The 21,553-nt window shown below is 38.1% G+C and carries 20 protein-coding genes; 13 read left to right on the top strand and 7 right to left on the bottom strand.

All coding sequences use genetic code 11. From position 1 onward, the window contains the following. Positions 1–44 precede the first annotated feature (44 nt). The gene (locus NF867_RS06505) at positions 45–533 is read right to left on the bottom strand and encodes a hypothetical protein (RefSeq protein ID WP_252586972.1); all 489 of its coding nucleotides are present in this window, start codon (positions 531–533) and stop codon (positions 45–47) included. A 394-nt stretch (positions 534–927) separates the two neighbouring features. On the opposite strand from NF867_RS06505, the gene NF867_RS06500 reads away from it, so the two are divergent. The 8 genes from NF867_RS06500 to NF867_RS06465 all read left to right on the top strand — a co-directional run bounded on the left by NF867_RS06500 (position 928) and on the right by NF867_RS06465 (position 8,542). Then, positions 928–2,799, top strand: a complete 1,872-nt coding sequence (locus tag NF867_RS06500; RefSeq protein WP_252586971.1) for a DNA topoisomerase IV subunit B — start codon at positions 928–930, stop codon at positions 2,797–2,799. 20 nt (positions 2,800–2,819) lie between these two features. Beyond that, positions 2,820–3,083: a hypothetical protein gene (locus NF867_RS06495; RefSeq protein ID WP_252586968.1), complete on the top strand. Its 264-nt coding sequence runs from the start codon at positions 2,820–2,822 to the stop codon at positions 3,081–3,083. A gap of 127 nt (positions 3,084–3,210) precedes the next feature. After that, positions 3,211–3,519, top strand: a complete 309-nt coding sequence (locus NF867_RS06490; RefSeq protein WP_252586966.1) for a hypothetical protein — start codon at positions 3,211–3,213, stop codon at positions 3,517–3,519. Further along, entirely contained in the window at positions 3,509–4,342 is an 834-nt protein-coding gene (locus tag NF867_RS06485; RefSeq protein ID WP_252586964.1) for a DUF2971 domain-containing protein, read from the top strand. Before NF867_RS06490 ends, NF867_RS06485 begins: the two co-directional genes overlap by 11 nt. A 9-nt stretch (positions 4,343–4,351) precedes the next feature. Next, a complete protein-coding gene (locus NF867_RS06480; protein ID WP_252586961.1) occupies positions 4,352–7,018 on the top strand; it encodes a DNA gyrase/topoisomerase IV subunit A in 2,667 nt (888 codons plus the stop codon). 238 nt (positions 7,019–7,256) lie between these two features. Beyond that, complete coding sequence (locus tag NF867_RS06475; RefSeq protein WP_252586958.1) at positions 7,257–7,988, top strand: DUF4197 domain-containing protein; 732 nt, start codon at positions 7,257–7,259, stop codon at positions 7,986–7,988. 53 nt (positions 7,989–8,041) lie between these two features. After that, positions 8,042–8,242 (top strand): hypothetical protein, encoded by a 201-nt coding sequence (locus tag NF867_RS06470; RefSeq protein WP_252586957.1) that lies wholly within the window; start codon positions 8,042–8,044, stop codon positions 8,240–8,242. 99 nt (positions 8,243–8,341) lie between these two features. Continuing rightward, a complete protein-coding gene (locus NF867_RS06465; RefSeq protein ID WP_252586955.1) occupies positions 8,342–8,542 on the top strand; it encodes a hypothetical protein in 201 nt (66 codons plus the stop codon). A 47-nt stretch (positions 8,543–8,589) separates the two neighbouring features. On the opposite strand, the gene NF867_RS06460 is transcribed toward NF867_RS06465, so the two are convergent. The 5 genes from NF867_RS06460 to NF867_RS06440 all read right to left on the bottom strand — a co-directional run bounded on the left by NF867_RS06460 (position 8,590) and on the right by NF867_RS06440 (position 14,235). Then, positions 8,590–10,188 (bottom strand): N-acyl-D-amino-acid deacylase family protein, encoded by a 1,599-nt coding sequence (locus NF867_RS06460; protein WP_252586953.1) that lies wholly within the window; start codon positions 10,186–10,188, stop codon positions 8,590–8,592. A gap of 128 nt (positions 10,189–10,316) precedes the next feature. Continuing rightward, a complete protein-coding gene (locus tag NF867_RS06455; protein WP_252586951.1) occupies positions 10,317–11,372 on the bottom strand; it encodes a hypothetical protein in 1,056 nt (351 codons plus the stop codon). A 318-nt stretch (positions 11,373–11,690) separates the two neighbouring features. Then, complete coding sequence (locus tag NF867_RS06450; protein WP_252586948.1) at positions 11,691–12,572, bottom strand: RsmD family RNA methyltransferase; 882 nt, start codon at positions 12,570–12,572, stop codon at positions 11,691–11,693. A gap of 185 nt (positions 12,573–12,757) precedes the next feature. Then, positions 12,758–13,504, bottom strand: coding sequence for an ABC transporter ATP-binding protein (locus NF867_RS06445; RefSeq protein ID WP_252586946.1), 747 nt, complete (start codon positions 13,502–13,504; stop codon positions 12,758–12,760). Continuing rightward, on the bottom strand, positions 13,501–14,235 hold the full coding sequence (locus tag NF867_RS06440) for an MlaE family ABC transporter permease (protein WP_252586944.1): 735 nt from the start codon (positions 14,233–14,235) through the stop codon (positions 13,501–13,503). The genes NF867_RS06445 and NF867_RS06440 overlap by 4 nt, the downstream gene beginning before the upstream one ends. Positions 14,236–14,387: 152 nt before the next feature. On the opposite strand from NF867_RS06440, the gene NF867_RS06435 reads away from it, so the two are divergent. The 3 genes from NF867_RS06435 to ispG all read left to right on the top strand — a co-directional run bounded on the left by NF867_RS06435 (position 14,388) and on the right by ispG (position 17,439). Beyond that, positions 14,388–15,089, top strand: coding sequence for an SDR family oxidoreductase (locus NF867_RS06435; protein WP_252586941.1), 702 nt, complete (start codon positions 14,388–14,390; stop codon positions 15,087–15,089). 49 nt (positions 15,090–15,138) lie between these two features. Then, on the top strand, positions 15,139–15,336 hold the full coding sequence (locus tag NF867_RS06430) for a PspC domain-containing protein (protein WP_252586939.1): 198 nt from the start codon (positions 15,139–15,141) through the stop codon (positions 15,334–15,336). 87 nt (positions 15,337–15,423) lie between these two features. Next, a complete protein-coding gene (ispG, locus tag NF867_RS06425) occupies positions 15,424–17,439 on the top strand; it encodes a (E)-4-hydroxy-3-methylbut-2-enyl-diphosphate synthase (protein ID WP_252586937.1) in 2,016 nt (671 codons plus the stop codon). 51 nt (positions 17,440–17,490) lie between these two features. On the opposite strand, the gene NF867_RS06420 is transcribed toward ispG, so the two are convergent. Then, positions 17,491–18,381 (bottom strand): bestrophin family protein, encoded by an 891-nt coding sequence (locus tag NF867_RS06420; protein WP_252586934.1) that lies wholly within the window; start codon positions 18,379–18,381, stop codon positions 17,491–17,493. Positions 18,382–18,671: 290 nt separating this feature from the next. On the opposite strand from NF867_RS06420, the gene hemA reads away from it, so the two are divergent. Together hemA and hemC are read left to right on the top strand one after the other, a co-directional pair. Then, the gene (hemA, locus tag NF867_RS06415) at positions 18,672–19,904 is read left to right on the top strand and encodes a glutamyl-tRNA reductase (protein ID WP_341870029.1); all 1,233 of its coding nucleotides are present in this window, start codon (positions 18,672–18,674) and stop codon (positions 19,902–19,904) included. Positions 19,905–19,947: 43 nt separating this feature from the next. Next, a complete protein-coding gene (hemC, locus tag NF867_RS06410; protein WP_252586931.1) occupies positions 19,948–21,531 on the top strand; it encodes a hydroxymethylbilane synthase in 1,584 nt (527 codons plus the stop codon). The last annotated feature ends 22 nt before the right edge of the window (positions 21,532–21,553 follow it).

Below are 21,553 nucleotides of genomic sequence, written 5' to 3'. Positions count from 1 at the left end.
AGATATTCAACCGGGCTTCGGGCTTTTTCACTTAACGAACAATGTTATTTTGCTTTATTACTTGTTTTGGTAAAGAAATAAGTAATACGTGAAGTTTTATAGTTCAGGTTTACAGTTTCGTTCCACACCATGTTTTTTCCATCAATTGACTGGATTGGCATTTTAAACCCCTGGGTGATTTGTTTCCCTTTTTGTCCGGCTAGTAATGGTTTTATACCGAAATAATTGCCAGAGTCGGCTTTGCCAGTTGACCATACAAGGGTTTGTGGAGTGGTAGGGCAACCTTCAGCCATTGGCGAAAGAATTTTTCCATCCCAATTTCCATAAAAGGTCCAAACGCTGTTTATCATACAAGCGGCATCAACGTCACCAAAAACCTTAATGGTTGAATACGCTTTAATATTATCGTAAAGGATACTATCGAGACGCCAAACTCCCTGAACCGTTTTACGTTTAATTTCCTGGGCAGAACCTGATTGAAAAGTCAGCATAAGTCCGGTAAGGAGCAATAATGAAAATATAATTCGTTTCATAAGCGTTTTAAATTTTTTAAGGTGAATGATGGGATAATTAAATATAATAAACTTGCCGCTGATAAAACCCACATGAATAAAAAAATCATCAACGGCTTTGAAAATTAGTTAGTGTCCCGATAATTATCGGGATTGATGGCCTTTTAAATTAAACTTTCAGAAAAAAAACAGCGCTTCAAATTTACTATGATGGAATTTAAGATAGATGCGCTTCAAAAAAAATTAGCAGTCAGACATTCAGAAAGTTGTGAAAATGTTGAAATTTTTAGCAATCTTGGGCGCCACAGAAAGATTAGATTTGTTGGTTGAACTTAGAAAAAGAGTGTCTCATCAACGTCTCTTTATCATTTTCAATTCTTTTATCTTGATTCTTTACTCTTGTATCATATAAAATATGGCTGAAGAAAAAATTGGTTATAGCGAAGACGATATTAAATCCCTCGATTGGAAAGAACATATTCGACTTCGTCCGGGAATGTACATTGGTAAACTGGGCGATGGATCGGCCTATGACGATGGTATTTATATCTTATTGAAAGAGATCGTCGACAACTCTATTGATGAGTTTGTGATGGGGTCTGGAAAAACCATTGAAATCACCATTTCTGATCATAAAGTTTCGGTGCGTGACTATGGCCGTGGAATTCCGTTGGGTAAAGTGATCGACTGTGTGTCGAAGATCAATACCGGGGGTAAATACGATTCAAAAGCATTCCAAAAATCAGTGGGTTTGAACGGTGTGGGAACCAAAGCAGTTAACGCCCTGTCTGCTAATTTCACTGTTCAATCATACCGCGACGGAAGAACCAAATTTGCTGAGTTCAGCAAGGGTAATATCGTAAGAGAAGAAGCTGAAAAGGAAAGCTCGCAGCGTAATGGTACTGCTATCAATTTCATTCCCGACGAGTATATTTTCCGCAACTTTAAGTTCATTCCAGAGTTTGTGGAGAACATGATCTGGAATTATGTGTACCTGAATTCGGGCTTAACCATCAACTTCAACGGAAAGAAGTACTTTTCAGAAAGAGGTTTGTATGATTTGCTGGATAAGAATACAGATTCCGAAACCATTCGTTACCCAATTATCCATCTTAAAGGACAAGATATAGAGGTTGCCTTAACGCATGATAACCACTATGGCGAAGAATATTATTCATTCGTAAACGGCCAGCATACAACACAAGGGGGAACTCACCAGGCCGCGTTTCGTGAGGCTTTGGTGAAAACCGTACGGGAATATTATAAGAAAGAATTCGACGCTACAGATATCCGGGCTTCGGTGGTTGCTGCAATTAGTATTAAAGTTCAGGAGCCGGTTTTCGAATCTCAAACTAAAACCAAATTAGGTTCATTGAATATTGGTCCAGATGGCCCAACGGTTCGTACGTTTATCAATGATTTCCTGAAGAAGGAACTGGATGATTACTTGCACAAACATCCCGATGCAGCCGATGGATTATTGAAACGCATCATGCAGTCGGAGCGTGAACGTAAAGACATTGCCGGCATTAAGAAACTTGCTAACGAACGCGCGAAGAAGGCCTCATTGCACAATCGTAAGTTGAGAGATTGCAAAGTTCACTTTGATGATGATTCAAAGAAAGAGGACGAGCAAAAATTCAGAACAACCTTGTTTATCACTGAGGGTGATTCGGCTTCTGGTTCAATCACAAAGTCAAGGGATGTTGCTACACAAGCGGTTTTCAGCTTAAAGGGTAAGCCTTTAAACTGTTTTGGTTTAACGAAGAAGATCGTGTATGAAAACGAGGAGTTCAACCTTCTTCAGCATGCCTTAAATATTGAAGACGGTTTAGATGGATTACGCTATAATAACATTGTAATTGCTACCGATGCCGATGTGGATGGTATGCACATTCGTATGCTGTTAATGACGTTTTTCCTTCAGTTTTTTCCGGATGTGGTAAAGAATGGTCACTTGTATATTCTGCAAACACCATTATTCCGTGTTCGTAATAAGAAAGAAACCATTTACTGTTATAGTGACGAAGAACGTAAGAACGCCATTGAAAAGCTGGGCAATAAACCCGAGATAACCCGATTTAAAGGATTGGGAGAGATTTCTCCGGATGAGTTCTCGCTGTTTATTGGTGAAGATATGCGTCTTGATCCGGTGATTTTAAAAGACTCTCACATTAAGAATGTGTTAGAGTATTACATGGGCAAAAATACTCAGGAGCGCCAGGAATTTATTATCAGCAATCTAAGAGTAGAAAAAGACCTGGAAGAAGAATTAACCATTGTTTAATAATTTACGAGTCAATACATATGTTTATCACCCTAACGGTTGGCAGTTACTTAATTGTACATGGCTACGACGAGCATAATAAGGAGATTGTTGAAGAAGTAACTGTGCAATCGCCAGCCGAAAAGGTGGTGGCAGTAAGTCGTATTCAGTCTATTTCAGAAAACTATGTTTTAGTAACCGGCTCTCACGGCCGATTGATGTATTGGGAGTATACCGACGGTTATGCCAACTTAAAGCGAAAGCTGCATTTGGCAGGGCTAATGGTGGACCAGAACAGAACTTAATATTGATTGTATTACCAACTTTTAATTGATTAACAAGAACTCCGTTAGGAGTTTTCTATTAGTAGTAGAAATTATAATATTTTGCTAAAAGCCTCGTGGAGGCGACCTGTTAATTAAGAATCAAAGTATGCCGAATACCTATTCGAAAATCTATTTGCAAATAGTGTTTGCTGTAAAGGGAAGAGAAAACCTGGTTGCAGAATCGATTAGGGTAGAGCTACAAAAATATATTACAGGAATTGTAAGCAATCGTAATGAAAAGGTTTTGGCAGTAAGCTGCATTCAATCTATTTCAGAAAACTATGCTCTCGTAACCGGTTCTCACGGCCGATTGATGTATTGGGAATATACCGGTGGTAACGCCAACTTAATGAGCAAGATGCATTTGGCTGGGTTAATGGTGGAGGTTTTAAAGAATATGAGGAATGGGTTATAATAAGATAAAAATATCTACGGAACCTTATGGTTATGGAAGCAGTTCTTTAATAATTTCCAAAAGACTACATAAATATTTTTGTTTGAATGAAAAATTTTATAATTCTCTAATTTATAATAGTCTTTGGTTTGCTGATCCTCATACATATAATGATCCATTTGATTGTAGTTTAAATTATGACTTTGAAAATACCCAAGAAGAAATAGTTGAATTCGCCAAAAGCATATTAAAGCGTGAAAGAAGGGATATGGATTCAAAGGAGTTTGAAGAGAAGATCAATCAAATTCATACTGACCATGAATATTGTAGAGAAATGATAGATTTTGCGCAAAGTGAGCTTATAAAAGGTGTTGGGTGTTGTTGCTTAAGTGAAATTGATGATAGTTTATTAATGTGGGCACATTATGCAAATTCGCACCAAGGAGCTTGCTTAACTTTTGATATTGAGAAGGACATGGAGTGTTTTAATAGACCTTTTGCAATTGAGTATTATAAAAAATACCCCAAAGTGAACTTTATAAAAGATCGGTATTTTAATGGTGTTAGATATTCGTTAGCTACAAAGAGCAGTGAATGGGAGTATGAAAAAGAAGTAAGAATTATTAAGGATATTTCTACACATAGACCGCCATTAAGAGAAAGGATTGCTTTTAATAAAGAAGCTCTTGTTGAAATAAAGTTTGGTCTTCGTGCAAGTCACAAAGAGATCGAGAAAACCAAAAAAGTACTAAAGGATATTGGTGGATACGAACATGTAAAACTGTTTAAAGCCGAAAAAAAGATTGATGAATTTGGAGTTTATTTTGTCGCTTTAAATCTGTAGAAAAGTAAAATGATTAACGAAAACGATATACCAAACGAAGAAAACCAGGGCAAAGGCCATTTAGATGATGTTGTCAAAGTGGACGGCTTGTATGAAAGCTGGTTTTTGGACTATGCATCATACGTAATTCTTGATCGTGCGGTGCCAAACATGTACGATGGATTGAAGCCTGTACAACGCCGCATTCTGCATTCATTAAAAGAGATGGACGACGGTCGCTTTAACAAGGCTGCCAACGTTATCGGTAATACCATGAAGTACCATCCGCATGGTGATGCTTCAATTGGTGATGCCATGGTGAATATCGGCCAAAAGCAATTGCTGATTGACACCCAAGGAAACTGGGGAGACCCGGTTACTGGAGATTCTGCAGCAGCTCCTCGTTATATTGAGGCTCGCTTGAGCAAGTTTGCCAACGATGTTGTTTTCAATCCGCAAACTACCGATTGGCAATTATCTTATGATGGTCGTAATCAGGAGCCTGTAACCTTACCTGTAAAGTTTCCATTGGTGCTCAGCCAGGGTACTGAAGGTATTGCTGTAGGTTTGGCTACCAAAATTTTGCCGCATAACTTTATTGAGCTTATTGATGCCTCAATTGGTGTATTAAGAGGAGTTCGTCCTGACTTAGTACCTGATTTTCCTACAGGCGGATCTGCTGATGTTTCAAAATATAGTGAAGGTCAGCGTGGCGGACGGGTTCGTGTTCGTGCAAAAATCAACGAGAAGGATAAGAAAACGCTTGTTATCAATGAAATTCCATTCGGTACCACTACCATCGGATTGATTGACAGCATTATTGCCGCAAATGATAAGGGCAAGATCAAGATCAAAAAGATTGAAGACAATACCGCTAAAGATGTGGAAATCGTCATTCATCTGGCTCCGGGAATTTCTCCTGATATTACCATTGATGCACTTTATGCATTTACCAACTGCGAAATGTCATTGTCGCCGAACACTTGCGTGATCAAGAACGACAAGCCACACTTTATGAGTGTGAACGACATTTTAACAGAATGTACCCAACATACCAAGGAGCTTTTAAAACAAGAACTGGAGATTCGTTTAGCTGAATTGAAAGAAAAAATCTTCTTCAGTTCATTGCTGAAAATCTTCATTCAGGAAGGAATGTATAAGCATCCTGAATATGAAAGTTCAGGTACTTTTGATGTGGTTGTGGGAGTGCTGAATAAATTGTTTGCACCATTCTTCTCTCAATTCTACAGAGAAATTCTTCCTGAAGATTACAAAAAGCTGATCGATAAGCCAATGAGCTCCATCACTCGTTTCGATGTGAAAAAGGCTGATGAGCAGATGAAGACTTTACAAGAGGAAATTGATGAGGTGAACCACCATTTGGCTCATCTGATTGATTATGCAATTGATTATTTCGAGCGTTTAAGAGCTAAATACGGTAAAGGCCGCGAGCGTAAAACCGAGCTGAGAACTTTTGATACTGTACAAGCGGCTCAAGTTGCGTTAGCAAATGTGAAGCTGTACGTTAATAAAGAAGAAGGTTTCGTTGGAACCTCACTTAAGAAAGACGAATACGTTTGCGATTGTTCCGATATTGACGATATCATCGCTTTCCGTGCAGATGGTAAGTTCCTGGTTTCGAAAGTGAGTGAGAAAGCCTTTATGGGTAAAAATATTGTCCATGTGGGAGTTTTCAAGAAGAACGACGACCGTACGGTTTACAATATGATCTATCGTGATGGAACCAGCGGAACTTCATATATGAAACGTTTCCCTGTTGGTGGTATCACCCGTGATAAAGAGTACGACCTTACTAAAGGCACCAAAGGATCTGCTGTGTTATGGTTTACGGCTAACGCAAATGGAGAAGCGGAAGTGGTAAATCTGCAGCTTAAACCACATTCAAAATTAAGGAAGCTGCAGTTTGATGTTGACTTCTCCGAATTGGCCATTAAAGGTCGCGGTTCGCAAGGAAATGTGGTAACTAAATATCCAATTAAGAAGGTTGCCTTTAAATCGGCAGGTGTTTCAACTTTGGCAGGCCGAAAAATATGGTTTGATGATGTTTTGCAACGCCTGAATGCCGACGGTAGAGGAAAGTATTTAGGATCGTTTAGTGGAGAAGATAAGATCATTACGGTTTATAAAAACGGTGAGTACGAACTAATGAACTTCGATCTTACTAATCATTTTGATGATGGTTTGTTGATCATTCGTAAGTTTGATCCTGAAATGGTGCTTTCTGTTGTTCATTTTGAAGGAAAAGCTAAAAACTTCTTTGTAAAACGCTTTGTACCGGATAACGTGACAATTGGTAAAAAAGTAAGTTTTATAAGCGATGAATCAGGTTCAAAATTGGTATTGATCAGTGCTGATGATCAACCTCGGATTGCTCTTACGGTACTTAAAGGAAAAGCCAAAGATCAAGAGCTTTCGGAAATTAACCTTACCGAGTTCATCGATATAAAAGGACTTAAAGCAAATGGAAACCGTTTGAGTCAGTTTGAAATTGCCAAAGTAGAGTTATTAGAGCCGGTAGAGGAGGAGGAAACGGATGTAGCTGAGGATAATAATAATGGTTCAGATACTGAAACATCTTCGACTGATGAGGCTACGCCTTCAAAAAAGATTGATCTTGAAATAACCAATCCTGAAGATACAGATCTGGAAGATGATGGTCAGGGAAAGTTGTTTTAGCATAAGATTAACTTAATAAAATTTGACAAGGGCGCAAAGAAACAATCACTCTCTGCGCCTTTGATTTGAAATAAAACCCAAAAAATAAATATTCACCGATTGTCATGAAAGTTAATTTTTGGGTTCTTGATGGCCTTTGAAAAAACAATTAGATTTTCAGAAAAAAATGATACTTCATCATTTCAAATAAATCAATATTTTAAACACAAATTCAATACATATAAAAGCAAACCAAATCATGATCAGAAGAGTATTTTTTACTATTGTTTTAGCACTTACAATCACTTCATGCGATTCACAAAGTCTTTTAAAACAAGCTGCCGATATTTATAAACAAACCACTGCAAATGGTCAGCTAACTAACACGGATGTTGCAAGCGGATTAAAACAAGCATTGAATAAAGGTATTGATACTGCTATAGCTCAGGTGGCTAAACCTGATGGTTTTTTTAAAGATCAGGCGGTTAAAATTTTATTGCCTGCAGAACTTCAAAAAGTTGATAAGACACTACGTAGCATCGGCATGTCGAGTTTAGCTGATGAAGGCTTAAAATTGATGAATCGTGCAGCTGAAGATGCTGCCGGGAAAGCCAAAAACATCTTTGTAAATGCCATTAAACAAATGACTTTTCAGGATGCCTTTAGTATTTTAATGGGCGAGAAAAATGCAGCCACTCAATATTTAAAGAAAACGACCACAACGCAACTATATTCTGAATTTAATCCGGTAATTAAAAATTCGTTAGATGTAGTGGGTGCAACGAAAATATGGGGGCAGATCATTTCAAAATATAACCAACTGCCAATGGTTTCAAAAGTTAACCCTGATTTAGCTGACTATGTTACCAATAAAGCCATGGACGGTGTTTTCTACAAAGTAGAGAAGGAGGAGTTAGCCATTAGAAAAGATCCGGTTAACCGTACCACCGATTTATTGAAAAAAGTTTTTGCTAAGCAAGATAGTAAGTAGTTGTTTGTATGGTAATTGTGTTGAAGAAGGTCTTGTTTATTGTAGGAGCGGTAATGATTGGTCTTGGCTTATTGTTACTTGTTTTGGGTTTTCCGGGTAATATGGTTTTTGGCCTTTGGGGCATCACGCTGGTATTTCTTTTTATATTTCTTGTTCTTTTTGGGGTAACTCATTTAATATCAGGAGTGAAAAATAAAAAGGCAAAGAAAACGGCTAAAAAGCCAGCATTGGCAACAGTAAAAGCTAGAAGATAATTTTTTAAACTTTTAATAGCGTAAAAAAAAATTTGGGTAACTATTGCATTTGTTTTATTTTATTTCTTAATTGGGAAAATAAACCAATTAAACCGAAACATGAAACAAACTTTACTTATCCCTGCCATAGCGTGTTTAATTTCGCTGATTACCGGCACCTGCTTAAAATATTTCGAACTACCGGGAGCAAATATGCTGATCTTATTAAGTTCAGTTTTATTGATAGGCTTAATTTTATTATTTGGTTACTCGCTGATAAAAGTAGCCTCTTCCGAACCAAAGAAAATTAGTGTAAAATAAAATACTAGCTAAATAAAAAAAGGATCAGATTTAACCTGATCCTTTTTTTATTTACTATGTTTTGCTGGTTGCTTAACATGGCCGGGCCCAAAAAGAACCTTTCCGTTTCGTACTCCTGTATGCTTCCCATTAGCCAGTGTAATGGCTCCATTAACAATCACGTATTCAAAGCCTGTTGAAAAGGCGTGTGGCTTATCATAAGTCGACTCATCCTGAACTTTTGTTTCATCAAAAATAACGATATCGGCATCCATGCCTTCTTTTATCATTCCTTTGCTTTTTAGTCCGAAACGTTGAGCCGGAGCAGAAGTCATTCTTCTGATGGCATCTTCCAGCTTAATTACCTGGCGCTCCCGTACATATCTGCCTAAAACCCTGGCATTAGTGCCATAACTGCGCGGGTGCGGCATTCCTTTGCCGAACTCACGGATTGAACCATCACTGGCTACCATGGTAAATGGATATTTCATAATGGTTTCAATGTCTTCTTCATTCATGCCATGAAAAACCATTTGTATCCAACCCTGATCAACCAGATCAAGCATCGTGTTGATCTCGTCTGTTAAATTCTCTCCACGTCCTTTTTGTTTATTTATCAGTGTGATGCTTTTTCCATTAAGCGTAGTATCGGCATTGCAATAAGCTACCACTGCATATGAAAAGTCTTTATTACCTCTTCTAGCGGCATCACCTAGCATTTCATTGATGATTTTTTTGCGGGCAGCGGAATCAGTTATACGCATATGGTAGGTGCTGTCATTACCAACAAATGCCCAAGCGGGAATTAAAGACCGTAACGAAGTACTGCTCGCAGAATAGGGGTATTGATCACAGGTTATATCATAGCCTTCGGAACGAGCTTTTTCTATGAGTTTTAAGGTTTCTGCCGATCGATTTAGATTAGGCCGGCCAACTTTAATGTGTGATATTTCAACGGGAATATTGGCTTGTTTTCCAATGTTTATAGCTTCATCAATTGCTTCAAAAACTTTGGCTGTTTCACTGCGCATATGGGTAGTGTAAATACCATGATATTGAGCAACTATTTTGGCTAAGCCCACAATCTCTTGGGTGGTGGAATAAATCCCTGGAACATAAATTAAACCGGTTGAAATTCCCATTGCGCCGTCTTTCATTGCTTTTTCTACAATTGCCTCCATTTCATTTTGTTGTTCAGCCGATGGCTCTTTATTGGAGTCATTCATCACCAAACTTCTTACACTTCCCTGACCAATCAGAGACCCAATGTTGATAGATGTTTTTAGTTGTTTGATTTTATTAAAATAGCTTTTCAGATCGATGTTAGAACTGCCGCAGTTACCGGTTATAACCGATGTAACACCGTCGTAAATAAAATTATCGGCAGTAGGCGTTTTATCTTCGTCATCTTCAATGTGGGTATGAATATCAATAAAACCAGGGGCGACTATAAGATTCTTGACATCAATAACTTTTTTTGCATTTTTTATGTTGAACGTGCCAATTGAAACAATTTTACCATTTGCAATTCCCACATCACCTCTAAACCAAGTATTGCCAGTGCCATCAACAATTCGTCCGTTGGTTAAAACCAAATCATATTGTGCCTGTGCAAAACTGAAAACCGGAAATAGGAGTAGAAATACGAAATACAGAGCTCTCTTCATTAAAATAACTTTGCTGAAAAATAAGAAAAGAGTTCTGTTTATGTAGAAGATGAGGTTATTTTATAAAAAAGAGTCTGCAATTTATATTGCAGACTCTTTTTTTATCCTTTTCCGATAACGATCAATAATTATTGATATTGAATGTATAAAGGTTGAGGGTAAAGCGTTAATACCTGTGATGGTGTCATGATTGGTTTACCACATTTAATATCGTTCTTATAAAATAATTTGAATCCGGTATATTGAACTGGCTCTTTATATACATAGCTTTTGTAAGAGTCTCTCTTCAATGTTGAAGGTCCCCAGCCATCCATATGCATTACCACCTGAACTTCACGATTAAGTTTAATGTTTTGGGAGTTGGTCACCATTTTACGAGTGAAGCGGTGTACAACCAAAATTTTAGGAGGCAGGTTATAAGTTTTAACAAGGTTTTGTAAGAATTCACTTGCATAGTTTATATCAGCTGCATCATATGTACCGATTTTCTTACCTGGTAACGAACCATCTTTCATCGAGAACTCAGGGTCGATACCTAAGTGAACATTAGGTAATTTTAAGTAAGGCTCCAATAATGGAATTTCTTCTTTAAGTGTACTGTGACCTACCTGAATATCTAAGAAAACAATGGCATTACGTTTTTTTGCAATCGACAAGGTACTGTCGATCATTTTAAACGGCATGCGTAAGCTATAACGGTTTTTCTTACCTGGAGCACCTTGAGCGGTAACCACAATCAGGTGAAGGGCTGGTTTTACAGGTGTTTTAGGGTCAGCGGCCTCCCAGCTTTTTACTTCCGCATCCAATCTGCTTAACATATCGTTGGTTGGATATTCGCCCAACACACCCATTTTCTTTGAATACAGGTTTCCGTAGTAAGCGATAATACGGTTGTTTGGTAAAATAGCGCCTTCTTTAGGTTTAGGGCCATTAACGATCCATTTGCCGGCTGTATCAATTTTAATTGGCTGAAAAGGGATTTTATCTTCCGGATCTTCCTTTTTTACCGATTCACTTTCGGTAGAACCTGAAAGGTTAGCGGCATCGGCATTGGCCGAGGTTTTACCATTAATCACTGAGCCAGTTGAAGCTTTGCTCGAACGATCACAGCTTGAAAAAAATGCTGATGAAAATGCAGAAACAACTAATAACGTTAGTAGAGGAATTCTTTTACTTAAGTGCATGACTGATTATTAAAATGATATTCACAAATCCGTAACTGTTTCATGCATCTTCAAGACGAAAGCGCTCATAAAGAAGGAAAAGTTTGGTTTTTGGAATGGTTTCTAGATGTTTACGATTTGAATGGGCTTAGGGTTACAGTCTTTTGTAATTAGTTTCAAAAAAATAACCTTCGTGTTTTTTATTGATACTGCATGTAAAGTGGTCGAGGGTAGAGTTTTAAAACCAAAGAAATTAGTCTGTGTACCTCACTCTTTTTAAAAAGCAGCAATGCCACTTGGGTGCAGGTGACATTGCTTTATGAATAGGTTTTAGTTTGCTTAAAATGATCTGAACTTACCCCAAACACCCAAAGGCAGTTTGCAACCGGCAGTAGCCTGCAGGTAAAGCTCACCAATGTCTAAATTTTTTACAGTTGGCATTGAGCTTTTTACCAGGTTTTCAACAATTAATGAGGAAAATCCGAGTGAGTAGGTGTTTAAAATCAGAAAATGCTCTTGTTCATCTAATAGCTTCACAACGTCTTTCATCATTTCATTTATCTGATCTTCCAATTTCCATTTCTCCCCTTTTGGGCCATTCCCATAAGCGGGCGGATCGAGAATAATTCCGTTATATTTTTTACCACGTTTAACCTCACGCTGAACGTATTTTAAGGCATCTTCAACCACCCAACGGATATCTTTTAAACCCGAAAGCTCCATGTTCTCATTCGCCCAAGTAACTACTTGTTTAATAGAATCAACATGTGTTGTGTCTGCACCGGCATTTCTCGCAGCGATAGATGCCCCACCTGTGTAAGCGAAAATATTCAGGAATTTAGGCTCTGGGGTTTTCATCATCTTAATCGACTCGGCAATGTAATCCCAGTTGGCAGCCTGCTCCGGGAAAATACCAACATGCTTAAACGAGGTTAGGCCTAGTCGGAATTTAAGGTCCAGATCTTTGGTTTTATATTCGATATGCCAGCGATCTGGAATTGATTTATCCTTTCTAAACCAATCACCCGAAGTGGCCGTTCGTCCTCTGAACTTAATATGATGAAGTTTTTGCCATTCTCCTTCACTTAATGTTTTGTCCCAAACTGCTTGCGGCTCAGGGCGTATAAGGATATATTTCCCGAAACGCTCCAGCTTTTCAAAGTTTCCGCAGTCAATCAGCTCATAATCTTTCCAGTTTGTAGGAGTGAGGAGGTTTATCATTTTTTATTTGGATTATACCGATTATTGAGGATTACACCAATAATCGAAAAGGTTCTATTAATCTAAAATTGTACTTCTATTACTACCGCATTTCTTTAAAATGCTCGCCGCAAATATTGATGATTGCACCGATAATCGAATCGTTCAATTAATCTAAAATTGTACTTCTAAAATCGTTCTTAATATTACTTCTGCATCTCTTTAAAGTGTTTCGAAGCAAAAACGAATTCATTAAGTTCAGGATTGTCTGTATGTTTAATTTCTTTATTACTGCCTTCCCACCATTTTTGACCCTGGTGCAAGAACACAATATTGTCACCAATTTCCATCACCGAGTTCATATCATGGGTGTTAACAATGGTGGTAATATTAAACTCATCCGTAATTTCCTGAATCAGGTTATCGATAACAATAGAAGTTTTAGGGTCGAGGCCTGAGTTGGGCTCATCGCAGTATAAATACTTTGGATTCATGGCAATTGCACGGGCAATTCCCACACGCTTCTTCATTCCTCCGGAAAGCTCGGCAGGGAATTTCTTATTTACGTTTTCAAGATTAACTCTGTTTAAGCAAAAGTTAACACGATCAAGCTTCTCCGAATGTCCCATATCGGTAAACATATTTAGGGCAAACATTACGTTATCTTGAACAGATAATGAATCAAATAGTGCCGACCCCTGAAAAAGCATTCCAATTTCTTTACGTATCGGAATCCGATCTTCAAAATTCAATTTAGTAAAGTCACGGTCATCGTATAAAACTTCGCCTGAATCTACTTCATGAAGTCCCACCATGCACTTAATTAAAGTAGTTTTACCTGAGCCGCTTCCTCCAATAATCATATTACATGACCCTGATTTAAAAGTAGCCGAAATACCTTTTAAAACTTCTTTATCGTCGAAAGATTTCTTAATGTCTTTAATTTCTATCATAGTAATAGTTGGGCCACAATATAATCAGCACAAAGAATTAAAATACAACTTACCACCACTGCGCGTGTACTTGATTCACCTACCTCTAAGGCACCGCCACTGGTATAAAATCCCTGGTAAGCTGAAACCGAAGTGATGATGAATGCGTAAATAAATGATTTGACCATACCGGCAACCAAAATGGTATTGTTAAACTCGGCCTGAACACCGGTAATATAATCGGTTTGACTTAATGCTCCGGATAATACACCTGCAACACCACCGCCTACAATACTTAAGGTTATTGAGATAATTACCAGTAAAGGAATCATGGTAACACCGGCAATAATTTTTGGAAAAATCAGGTAACCTGGTGAGTTTACACCCATAACTTCCAAAGCGTCAATTTGTTCGGTAACTCTCATGGTGCCTATTTGCGATGCAATATTTGAACCCGTTTTTCCGGCAAGCACTAATGCTCCAATTGTCGGACTTAGTTCCAAAATAGAGTTATCGCGTGTAATTTGACCTATTACTGAACTGGAAATTAAATTACTAATTAGCTGAAATGCGGTTTGAACAGATGTTACTGCACCCATAAAAATAGAGATGATACTGATGATCCCCAAAGAACCAACACCAATCGAAACCATTTCACGTGCAATCTCTTTCCAATAAAAACTCCATTTTTCAGGGCGCTTTAACGCCGCTTTCATCAATAAAACGTACTTTCCTAAATGGTAGAACAGCATAAAGAATATTTTTGCGAAAATAAGGAAAATATAGTTAATGGTTCCTAACTCATGGTCATAGTTAATAACGCATTGAAATTATTGAGATAGTTTTTTCATGAACGACGATCTATAAGTTATGAACTATAAAGCAAACATATTACTTTTACGTTATGCTGGCAGTTATAACAGGAGCCTCAAAAGGTATTGGCAAGGCAGTAGCAGAAGCCTTGGCCGCTGAAGGTTACGATTTGGCCATTTGCGCCCGTAACGAACAGGACTTAAACATGCTTGTGAATGAATTGAAGGAAGGTTATCCTGCCATTCAGATTTATCAAAGTGCGTTTGATTGTGCTAATCGCGAGTTGTTGTTAGCTTTTGTTGACAAAGTGCTCGATCAGTTTGAATCAGTTGATGTATTGGTTAATAATGTTGGATTATATGTTCCGGGTTCTATCATGGATGAAGAAGATGGTGTGTTGGAGCATATGATCAACACCAATCTGTATGCCGCCTATTACCTTTCCAAATATTTTGCCGGTGAGATGATTGAACAACACAAAGGGCATATTTTTAATATCTGTTCAACCGCATCTATAAAACCGGTAGTTGCTGCCGGGTCATACAGTATATCAAAATTTGCTTTGATGGGGCTTACTAAAGTATTACGTGAAGAACTGATGCATCAGGGAATTAAAGTTACCGCTGTGTTACCAGGCTCAACTTTGACTGCTTCGTGGTCGGGAACAACAATTCCTTCCTCGCGGTTTGTTTTACCTGAAGATGTGGCCTCTGCCATTGTAAATGCGCTAAAAATGAGCGAAGGTGCGGTAGTTGATGAAATATTAGTAAGACCAATGTTGGGTGAAGTGTAACCTCTTTTTAATTAATAGACTCTAAATAATACTAAACAAATAAAAACTGATGGAAAAACGATTGTATAAAAACCCTGACAATAAAGTTATTGGTGGTGTTTGTTCGGGTTTAGGCGAATATTTTAATATGGACCCTACCATTGTGCGCATTATCTTCTTGATTTTATTTTTTGGACTTGGTACCGGTGTACTTATCTATTTGATTTTATGGGTAGTAATGCCTGATAAACCAAAATATGTTCAATAAGCATAATAGAAATTTCAATAGAATTTTGAGTTAGCCCGAAGCCAGAGCTTCGGGCTATTTTATTAAGGTTTTTATTACTTTTGCCTCATGAATTCGGTTGTAGATTTAAATCAGTTAAAGGCATTAAAAGGGAAATATTGCAATTCATTAAATAGCTATTCTCGTTTTGTTACCCGTGAAGTTAAGATTGGGGATATTGCAATGGGTGCGCACCACCCAATTCGTATCCAATCAATGACGACAACCGATACAATGGATACTATAGCGACCGTTGAGCAAACCATTCGTATGGTGGAGGCCGGCTGTGAATATGTTCGTATTACAGCTCCTAGTATGAAGGAGGCTCAAAATCTTGCCGAAATCAAAAAGGAATTACGCAACCGGGGCTATAATGTTCCTTTAATAGCTGATATCCATTTTACACCAAATGCCGCCGAATTAGCTGCCCGTATTATTGAAAAAGTTCGGGTAAATCCAGGCAACTACATCGACAAGAAAAAATTCCAGCAAATAGATTATACCGATTCTGAATACATGCAAGAGGTGGAACGTATTCAAAAACGTTTTTCACCTTTAGTGAAAATTTGTAAAGAGTACGGTACAGCAATGCGTATTGGTACCAATCACGGTTCGCTTTCTGATCGTATCATGAGCCGTTACGGTGATACACCAATGGGTATGGTTGAATCGGCCATGGAGTTTATGCGTATTTGTGCCGATCTTGATTACCATAACCTGGTAATTTCAATGAAAGCCAGCAATCCAAAGGTAATGGTACAGGCATACCGCATGCTGGTAGAGAAAATGGTTACCGAAGGTATGAATTATCCACTGCATCTAGGTGTTACCGAAGCAGGTGATGGTGAAGATGGACGTATCAAATCGGCTGTGGGAATTGGTACTTTACTCGAAGATGGTTTGGGTGATACTATTCGGGTTTCGTTAACCGAAGAACCGGAATTTGAAGCTCCTGTTGCTGCAGCTCTTGCTAAACGTTATGAATTACGCGCTAAGCAGTATGAGTTGATCAAACCTGAAACTGATAATCTTCAACCTGAAATCATTCTTCCGGCTACATTCGATCCTTATTCTTATAAACGACGCAAAACACATTCAGTAGAAAATATTGGTGATCACAATGTGCCACGAGTTATTATTGATCTTTCAAATCAAAACCTGAAGGACCCATTCATTCTTTCAGCCATTGGTTATAACTATTCGGCAACGCTCGATAAGTATAATATGAATGAGCAAACCGCTGATTTTGCTTATTTGGGAGATGCATTGCCTTCATTTAGTTTTCCAGGTAACTTAAAACAGATTTATAATTATTCAGCCTGGAAGAGCTTGTCGGATAAGCAAAACGCCCATCCGATATTTTCTGTGGAAGAGTACCTAAATGCTGATCAAAGAGATGCCACGTTGAATTTTATTGAAACAGATATTAAAGTATTCTTTGAATCATCTGATGAAGTTTACAATGGATTTGTTAACGCTCTGAAGAGTGATAAATCGATAGTATTGATCTTAATAACGGATAATATTCATGGTATGGCTGAACAACGCCAGTTTATTTTCGACTTGTTAAATCAGCAATTGGAGGTGCCTATAATTATTAAGCGTAGCTATTCAACGATTACTGAAGATGATTTCATGTTAGATGCGTCTACTGATATTGGAGCGCTTCTTACAGATGGTTTAGTTGATGGTTTGTGGTTGCAGGCTGATGAAATTTCTTCGAAAATCATCAATTCAGTTGCCTTTGGAATTTTGCAGGCAACCAGAACCCGAATTTCTAAAACCGAATATATTTCTTGTCCTTCATGCGGACGTACCTTGTTCGACCTGCAGGAGACAACTCAACTTATCCGCAGCCGTACTGATCACTTAAAAGGTATTAAAATTGGCATCATGGGCTGTATTGTAAACGGACCGGGTGAAATGGCTGATGCTGATTATGGGTATGTAGGTACCGGTCCGGGTGTGATTACCCTCTATAAAGAAAAGGAAGTGGTAAAACGCAACGTGCCTGCTGAAAAAGCCGTTGATGAACTGATTAACCTGATAAAAGAACACGGCGATTGGGTGGAACCTTTGTTGTAAATTCCCGAAAGAGGAGTAGCTAATTTCTAACAGTTACTAGCTATCCTTCCTTTACAAAATATATTCACCTTCACGGATAGTTTTTTCTGGTGCGGGAATATCGGTTTTTTCTAAAGCCTCAAGCAAATTAATTTCTATTGTTCTCACGATGCTGTTTAATGGAATGCACGAAGGATCAAGATCGAAAGGGTTCATAATCGTCATTCCGTTTATATGGGTAGCATGGAAAACAAAGCCTATTAGCCAGCCAATAATGATAGCCGCGTAACCTATTGCGTTACTGCTGGTTAAGGTAATTAAGGTCACCAGTATCCAAATGAATAACCGGGTAAAATAAACATAGGTAGTAGGAAAAACCGTATTCTTTATGCGCTCTGATTTACCCATTCCGTCGCAAAAATTGGTGAGTAAGTTATTCAAAGCCAGAAATCTGAATCCATCTATTCGGGGTTCTTCGGTAGCTAAATATTGAAGGTCTTTTGCCTGCAAATCCATTATGGCATTAGGGGTGTTGCTAAAACGGTCTACAATTTCAATTTCTTCCTGTGATAAGTATTTCCGGTAAGAAAAGTCTTCCACTTTACGTAATGAAGCTTTTAAGGCATACAAAAAACCAATATGACGGAAAATCATTTTACGGGCGCATGCTCTGTCGTTGGTGTAGTGAAGCAAAGCACGAGTCCATGATCGGGAATCGTTTACTAAGCCTCCCCAGATAATCCGGGCTTCCCACCAACGGTCATATGCCTGGTTATTGTTAAATGCCACGAAAAAAGCCAGGGCTGTACCCAATAATGCAGGTAAGTGAAAAGGAATTTGAGATTTTGGGAAGAAATTAATATCGATATAACAAACCACAGCACATAATAGCAGCATTCCGAGATCCACTTTCCAGGTAAGTTTTAAGATGCGGTATAAACTTAGGTTTTGTTTCAGCAGCATTACGTTAACGGTGTTAAAATAATTGGCAGACGCCCTTCAATACAGTTGGATATAAATTACTTAAAAAGTTAGAGATTAGGCCATCATTATATATCATTATGAAAAGAAATCAGGGTATAGTTGCTTATTTAAATTCTTTCTAAATAATTCGATTTACAATAAGGTGACACTAAGAAAAGGCACGATTCATCATATTTGCAAGGTGGAAAACCATGTTACACCGACAGTCTGATTTATAAGAGGAAATCAGATGTTTCCACCGCCATTTTAGGCAAAGGGTTTATTTAAAAGTGTTTATTTTGAAAGCGCTAAAGGTTATTGCTTATACATTTAAAAATTGTACGTTAGATGAGGTTGGAAGTTTGGTTCTTGAAAAAGAAACACGTCCAACTCGTTTAAAATCTTTAAAAGAGAAGTTTAATTTCGACGAACTTTTTTATATAGCTACCTGTAACCGTGTAGAGTTTGTTTTTACCACTGACAAAGAACTCGATTCAGCACTCACCAAAAAAATAATCAAATTCTTATTTCCTGAGTTTACTGCCGAGCAGCATGACTACTATTCTGTTAATGCGGCAATGTATTCAAACGTGTCGGCTTTAGATCATTTGATGCGTATTTCATGCTCGCTTGAGTCGTTAGTAGTAGGAGAGAAAGAAATATTGGCCCAAATCAGGGAAATGTATGAAGAATGCCGTGATTGGGGGTTAACGGGCGATTTTATGCGCCTAACAATGAACAGTGTGGTAAAAGCATCAAAAGAGGTTTATACTAATACCAAAATCTCTGATAAACCAGTTTCTGTAGCTTCATTGGCTTGTCGTATGTTGCGCAATCATAATATTGGTTTCGATGCCAAATTTTTGATTATTGGTGCCGGAGAAACTATTCAGTTACTAACGAAATATTTGCAAAAGCATGATCTTAAAGATTGTGTAATATTTAACCGTACACTTTCAAAGGCACAGGTTTTAGCTGATGAAATTGGCGCAAAAGCGCTTCCGTTAGAAGAGTTGAAAAATTACCGTGGTGGCTTTGATGTGATTCTTACTTGTACCGGGGCAACAGAACCTGTAATTACTAAAGAAATTTATGAAGGGTTGTTAAACGGATCCACCGATAAAAAGGTGATTGTTGATTTGGCTCTTCCAAATGATACTGCTGCAGAGGTTGTAGAACAGTTTTCACCGGCTTTCATTTCAGTTGAGCAAATTCAAGAGATTGCCAACCGTAATTTAGAAGAACGCAAAGGGGAGTTGGTGTATGCCGAGGCCATTATTGAAGAAAATATCCGCGAGTTTATTCCAATTCTAAAACAACGTAGAGTGGAACTGGCCATGCGTCAGGTTCCGGAGAAAATAAAAGAGATCAAAGCAAAGGCTGTTGATACAGTATTTGCCGATGAGATCAATGCATTGGATGAAAATTCGCGCGAGGTACTTGAAAAAGTGCTAAATTACGTCGAAAAAAAATACATCAGTGTTCCAATGGTTATGGCCAAAGAAATTCTGATGCAACAATAAATACGACAAAAGATTTGCGCTTTTACATCTCTAATTACATAGCATGAATAAAACTATCGTTATAGGCTCAAGAGGCAGTGATCTTGCTTTGTGGCAGGCCAACCATGTGAAGGCCAGACTCGAGGCAATTGGACTGCAATCAGAGATCAAAATTATTAAAACACAAGGCGATAACTTTTTCAATTTGTCGTTCTCTAAACTTGAAGGAAAAGGTTTTTTTACCAAAGAGCTGGAAGATGAGTTATTACAGGGGCATATTGATCTTGCTGTCCACTCACATAAAGATTTACCAACCGAATCTCCAGAGGGCTTAACTATTGCTGCCGTTTCTGAACGTGAAGATCCGACAGAATTGTTGATCATTCTTAAGGATTGCGTTGACTTAAGTCTTCAGTTTTCAGTTAGATATAACGGCATTGTAGGTACCTCATCAAATCGTCGGAAAGCACAATTCAGAAGTTTACGCCCTGATATTGAATTTGAAGAATTACGTGGTAATGTGCCAACACGCATTCAAAAATTGCGCGATGGTGATTATCATGCAATCATATTGGCAAAAGCTGGTGTGCATCGTTTGCAACTGGATTTAAGTGAGTTTCATGTCGAAGAAATTGATCCTATTGAGATGGTTCCTGCTCCGGCACAAGGAGTGCTTGCCCTGCAAACTCGCTCAAATAACTTTGAGCTAATTGAGGCTCTGCAACAAATACATAATAAAGAAGTGGCCGAAACCATTTCTGTTGAACGGAAGGTATTGAACATGTTCGATGGTGGTTGTCATATGCCATTAGGTGTTTATTGCAAGAAAGAAGACGGACAATTTGAGGTATGGACTTCCAAAGCCACAGATGATGAGGATTTTCCGGAACGATTATTCCTTAGAGCAAAAACATCAGAAGGTTTAGCTGAACACATTGTTGATCATTATACAAAAGAGAAGAACACAGTTAAATCCTTGTTCATCTCTCGTGAACTTTCAGAAGAAAGCTTCTTACGTCGTGCGCTAGAGAAGTTTAACCTTGATATTGAGGATCGTTCATTAATACGCACTTTCCCAATTATTAACACGTTTGATTCATTCATTTTAAAGCAAGTCGATTGGATTTTCTTTAACAGTAAAAACGGTGTTGAAAACTTCTTCCGTTTGGAGCCGGTTATCCCTAAAAAAGTTAAAATAGGGGTAATGGGCCGTGGATCAGAAAATGAACTGCGTCATTTCAATCGTGTACCTGATTTTGTTGGAGAATCTGGCGATATCAGGGAAGTAGCTGAAAGTTTATTGCCAAAGGTGCAAAACCAAACCGTTTTGTTCCCGCAAGCCAAAGATTCATTGCGTACCATTCAGGTGCAGTTAGCTGATAAGATCAATAGTATTGACTTACCTGTTTACGAAACAGTTAAGGAAAAAGAAATAAATCAGTCTTCGGCTGATATTTTGGTGTTCACCAGCCCGTCAAATGTTGAGGCTTACTTATCAAATGATAATGTGATCTTCATGAATCAAAAAGTAGTAGCCATTGGTAAATCAACCGGAAATAAATTGGAAGAGTTTGGCTATACCAATTATGTAATCCCTTATTCACCCGACGAAATCGGCTTATCAGAAGCCGTTTACGGGTTGCTATAATTAGTTATTTTCCGAGTTACGG

The sequence above is a fragment of the Solitalea agri genome (assembly GCF_023914155.1).
In the GTDB taxonomy this organism is placed as follows: Bacteria; Bacteroidota; Bacteroidia; order Sphingobacteriales; family Sphingobacteriaceae; genus Solitalea; species Solitalea agri.
This window is presented reverse-complemented; position numbering and strand designations above follow the sequence as displayed.

Bases quoted from the DNA above. Each gene is read 5' to 3' on its own strand.
- NF867_RS06505 (WP_252586972.1), bottom strand. From the start codon at position 533: ATGAAACGAATTATATTTTCATTATTGCTCCTTACCGGACTTATGCTG.
- NF867_RS06435 (WP_252586941.1), top strand. From the start codon at position 14,388: ATGCTGGCAGTTATAACAGGAGCCTCAAAAGGTATTGGCAAGGCAGTA.
- NF867_RS06465 (WP_252586955.1), top strand. From the start codon at position 8,342: ATGAAACAAACTTTACTTATCCCTGCCATAGCGTGTTTAATTTCGCTG.
- NF867_RS06480 (WP_252586961.1), top strand. From the start codon at position 4,352: ATGATTAACGAAAACGATATACCAAACGAAGAAAACCAGGGCAAAGGC.
- hemC (WP_252586931.1), top strand. From the start codon at position 19,948: ATGAATAAAACTATCGTTATAGGCTCAAGAGGCAGTGATCTTGCTTTG.
- NF867_RS06470 (WP_252586957.1), top strand. From the start codon at position 8,042: ATGATTGGTCTTGGCTTATTGTTACTTGTTTTGGGTTTTCCGGGTAAT.
- NF867_RS06455 (WP_252586951.1), bottom strand. From the start codon at position 11,372: ATGCACTTAAGTAAAAGAATTCCTCTACTAACGTTATTAGTTGTTTCT.
- NF867_RS06500 (WP_252586971.1), top strand. From the start codon at position 928: ATGGCTGAAGAAAAAATTGGTTATAGCGAAGACGATATTAAATCCCTC.
- NF867_RS06430 (WP_252586939.1), top strand. From the start codon at position 15,139: ATGGAAAAACGATTGTATAAAAACCCTGACAATAAAGTTATTGGTGGT.
- NF867_RS06450 (WP_252586948.1), bottom strand. From the start codon at position 12,572: ATGATAAACCTCCTCACTCCTACAAACTGGAAAGATTATGAGCTGATT.
- NF867_RS06445 (WP_252586946.1), bottom strand. From the start codon at position 13,504: ATGATAGAAATTAAAGACATTAAGAAATCTTTCGACGATAAAGAAGTT.
- NF867_RS06460 (WP_252586953.1), bottom strand. From the start codon at position 10,188: ATGAAGAGAGCTCTGTATTTCGTATTTCTACTCCTATTTCCGGTTTTC.
- NF867_RS06490 (WP_252586966.1), top strand. From the start codon at position 3,211: ATGCCGAATACCTATTCGAAAATCTATTTGCAAATAGTGTTTGCTGTA.
- NF867_RS06495 (WP_252586968.1), top strand. From the start codon at position 2,820: ATGTTTATCACCCTAACGGTTGGCAGTTACTTAATTGTACATGGCTAC.
- NF867_RS06475 (WP_252586958.1), top strand. From the start codon at position 7,257: ATGATCAGAAGAGTATTTTTTACTATTGTTTTAGCACTTACAATCACT.
- NF867_RS06440 (WP_252586944.1), bottom strand. From the start codon at position 14,235: ATGCTGTTCTACCATTTAGGAAAGTACGTTTTATTGATGAAAGCGGCG.
- NF867_RS06485 (WP_252586964.1), top strand. From the start codon at position 3,509: ATGGGTTATAATAAGATAAAAATATCTACGGAACCTTATGGTTATGGA.
- ispG (WP_252586937.1), top strand. From the start codon at position 15,424: ATGAATTCGGTTGTAGATTTAAATCAGTTAAAGGCATTAAAAGGGAAA.
- NF867_RS06420 (WP_252586934.1), bottom strand. From the start codon at position 18,381: ATGCTGCTGAAACAAAACCTAAGTTTATACCGCATCTTAAAACTTACC.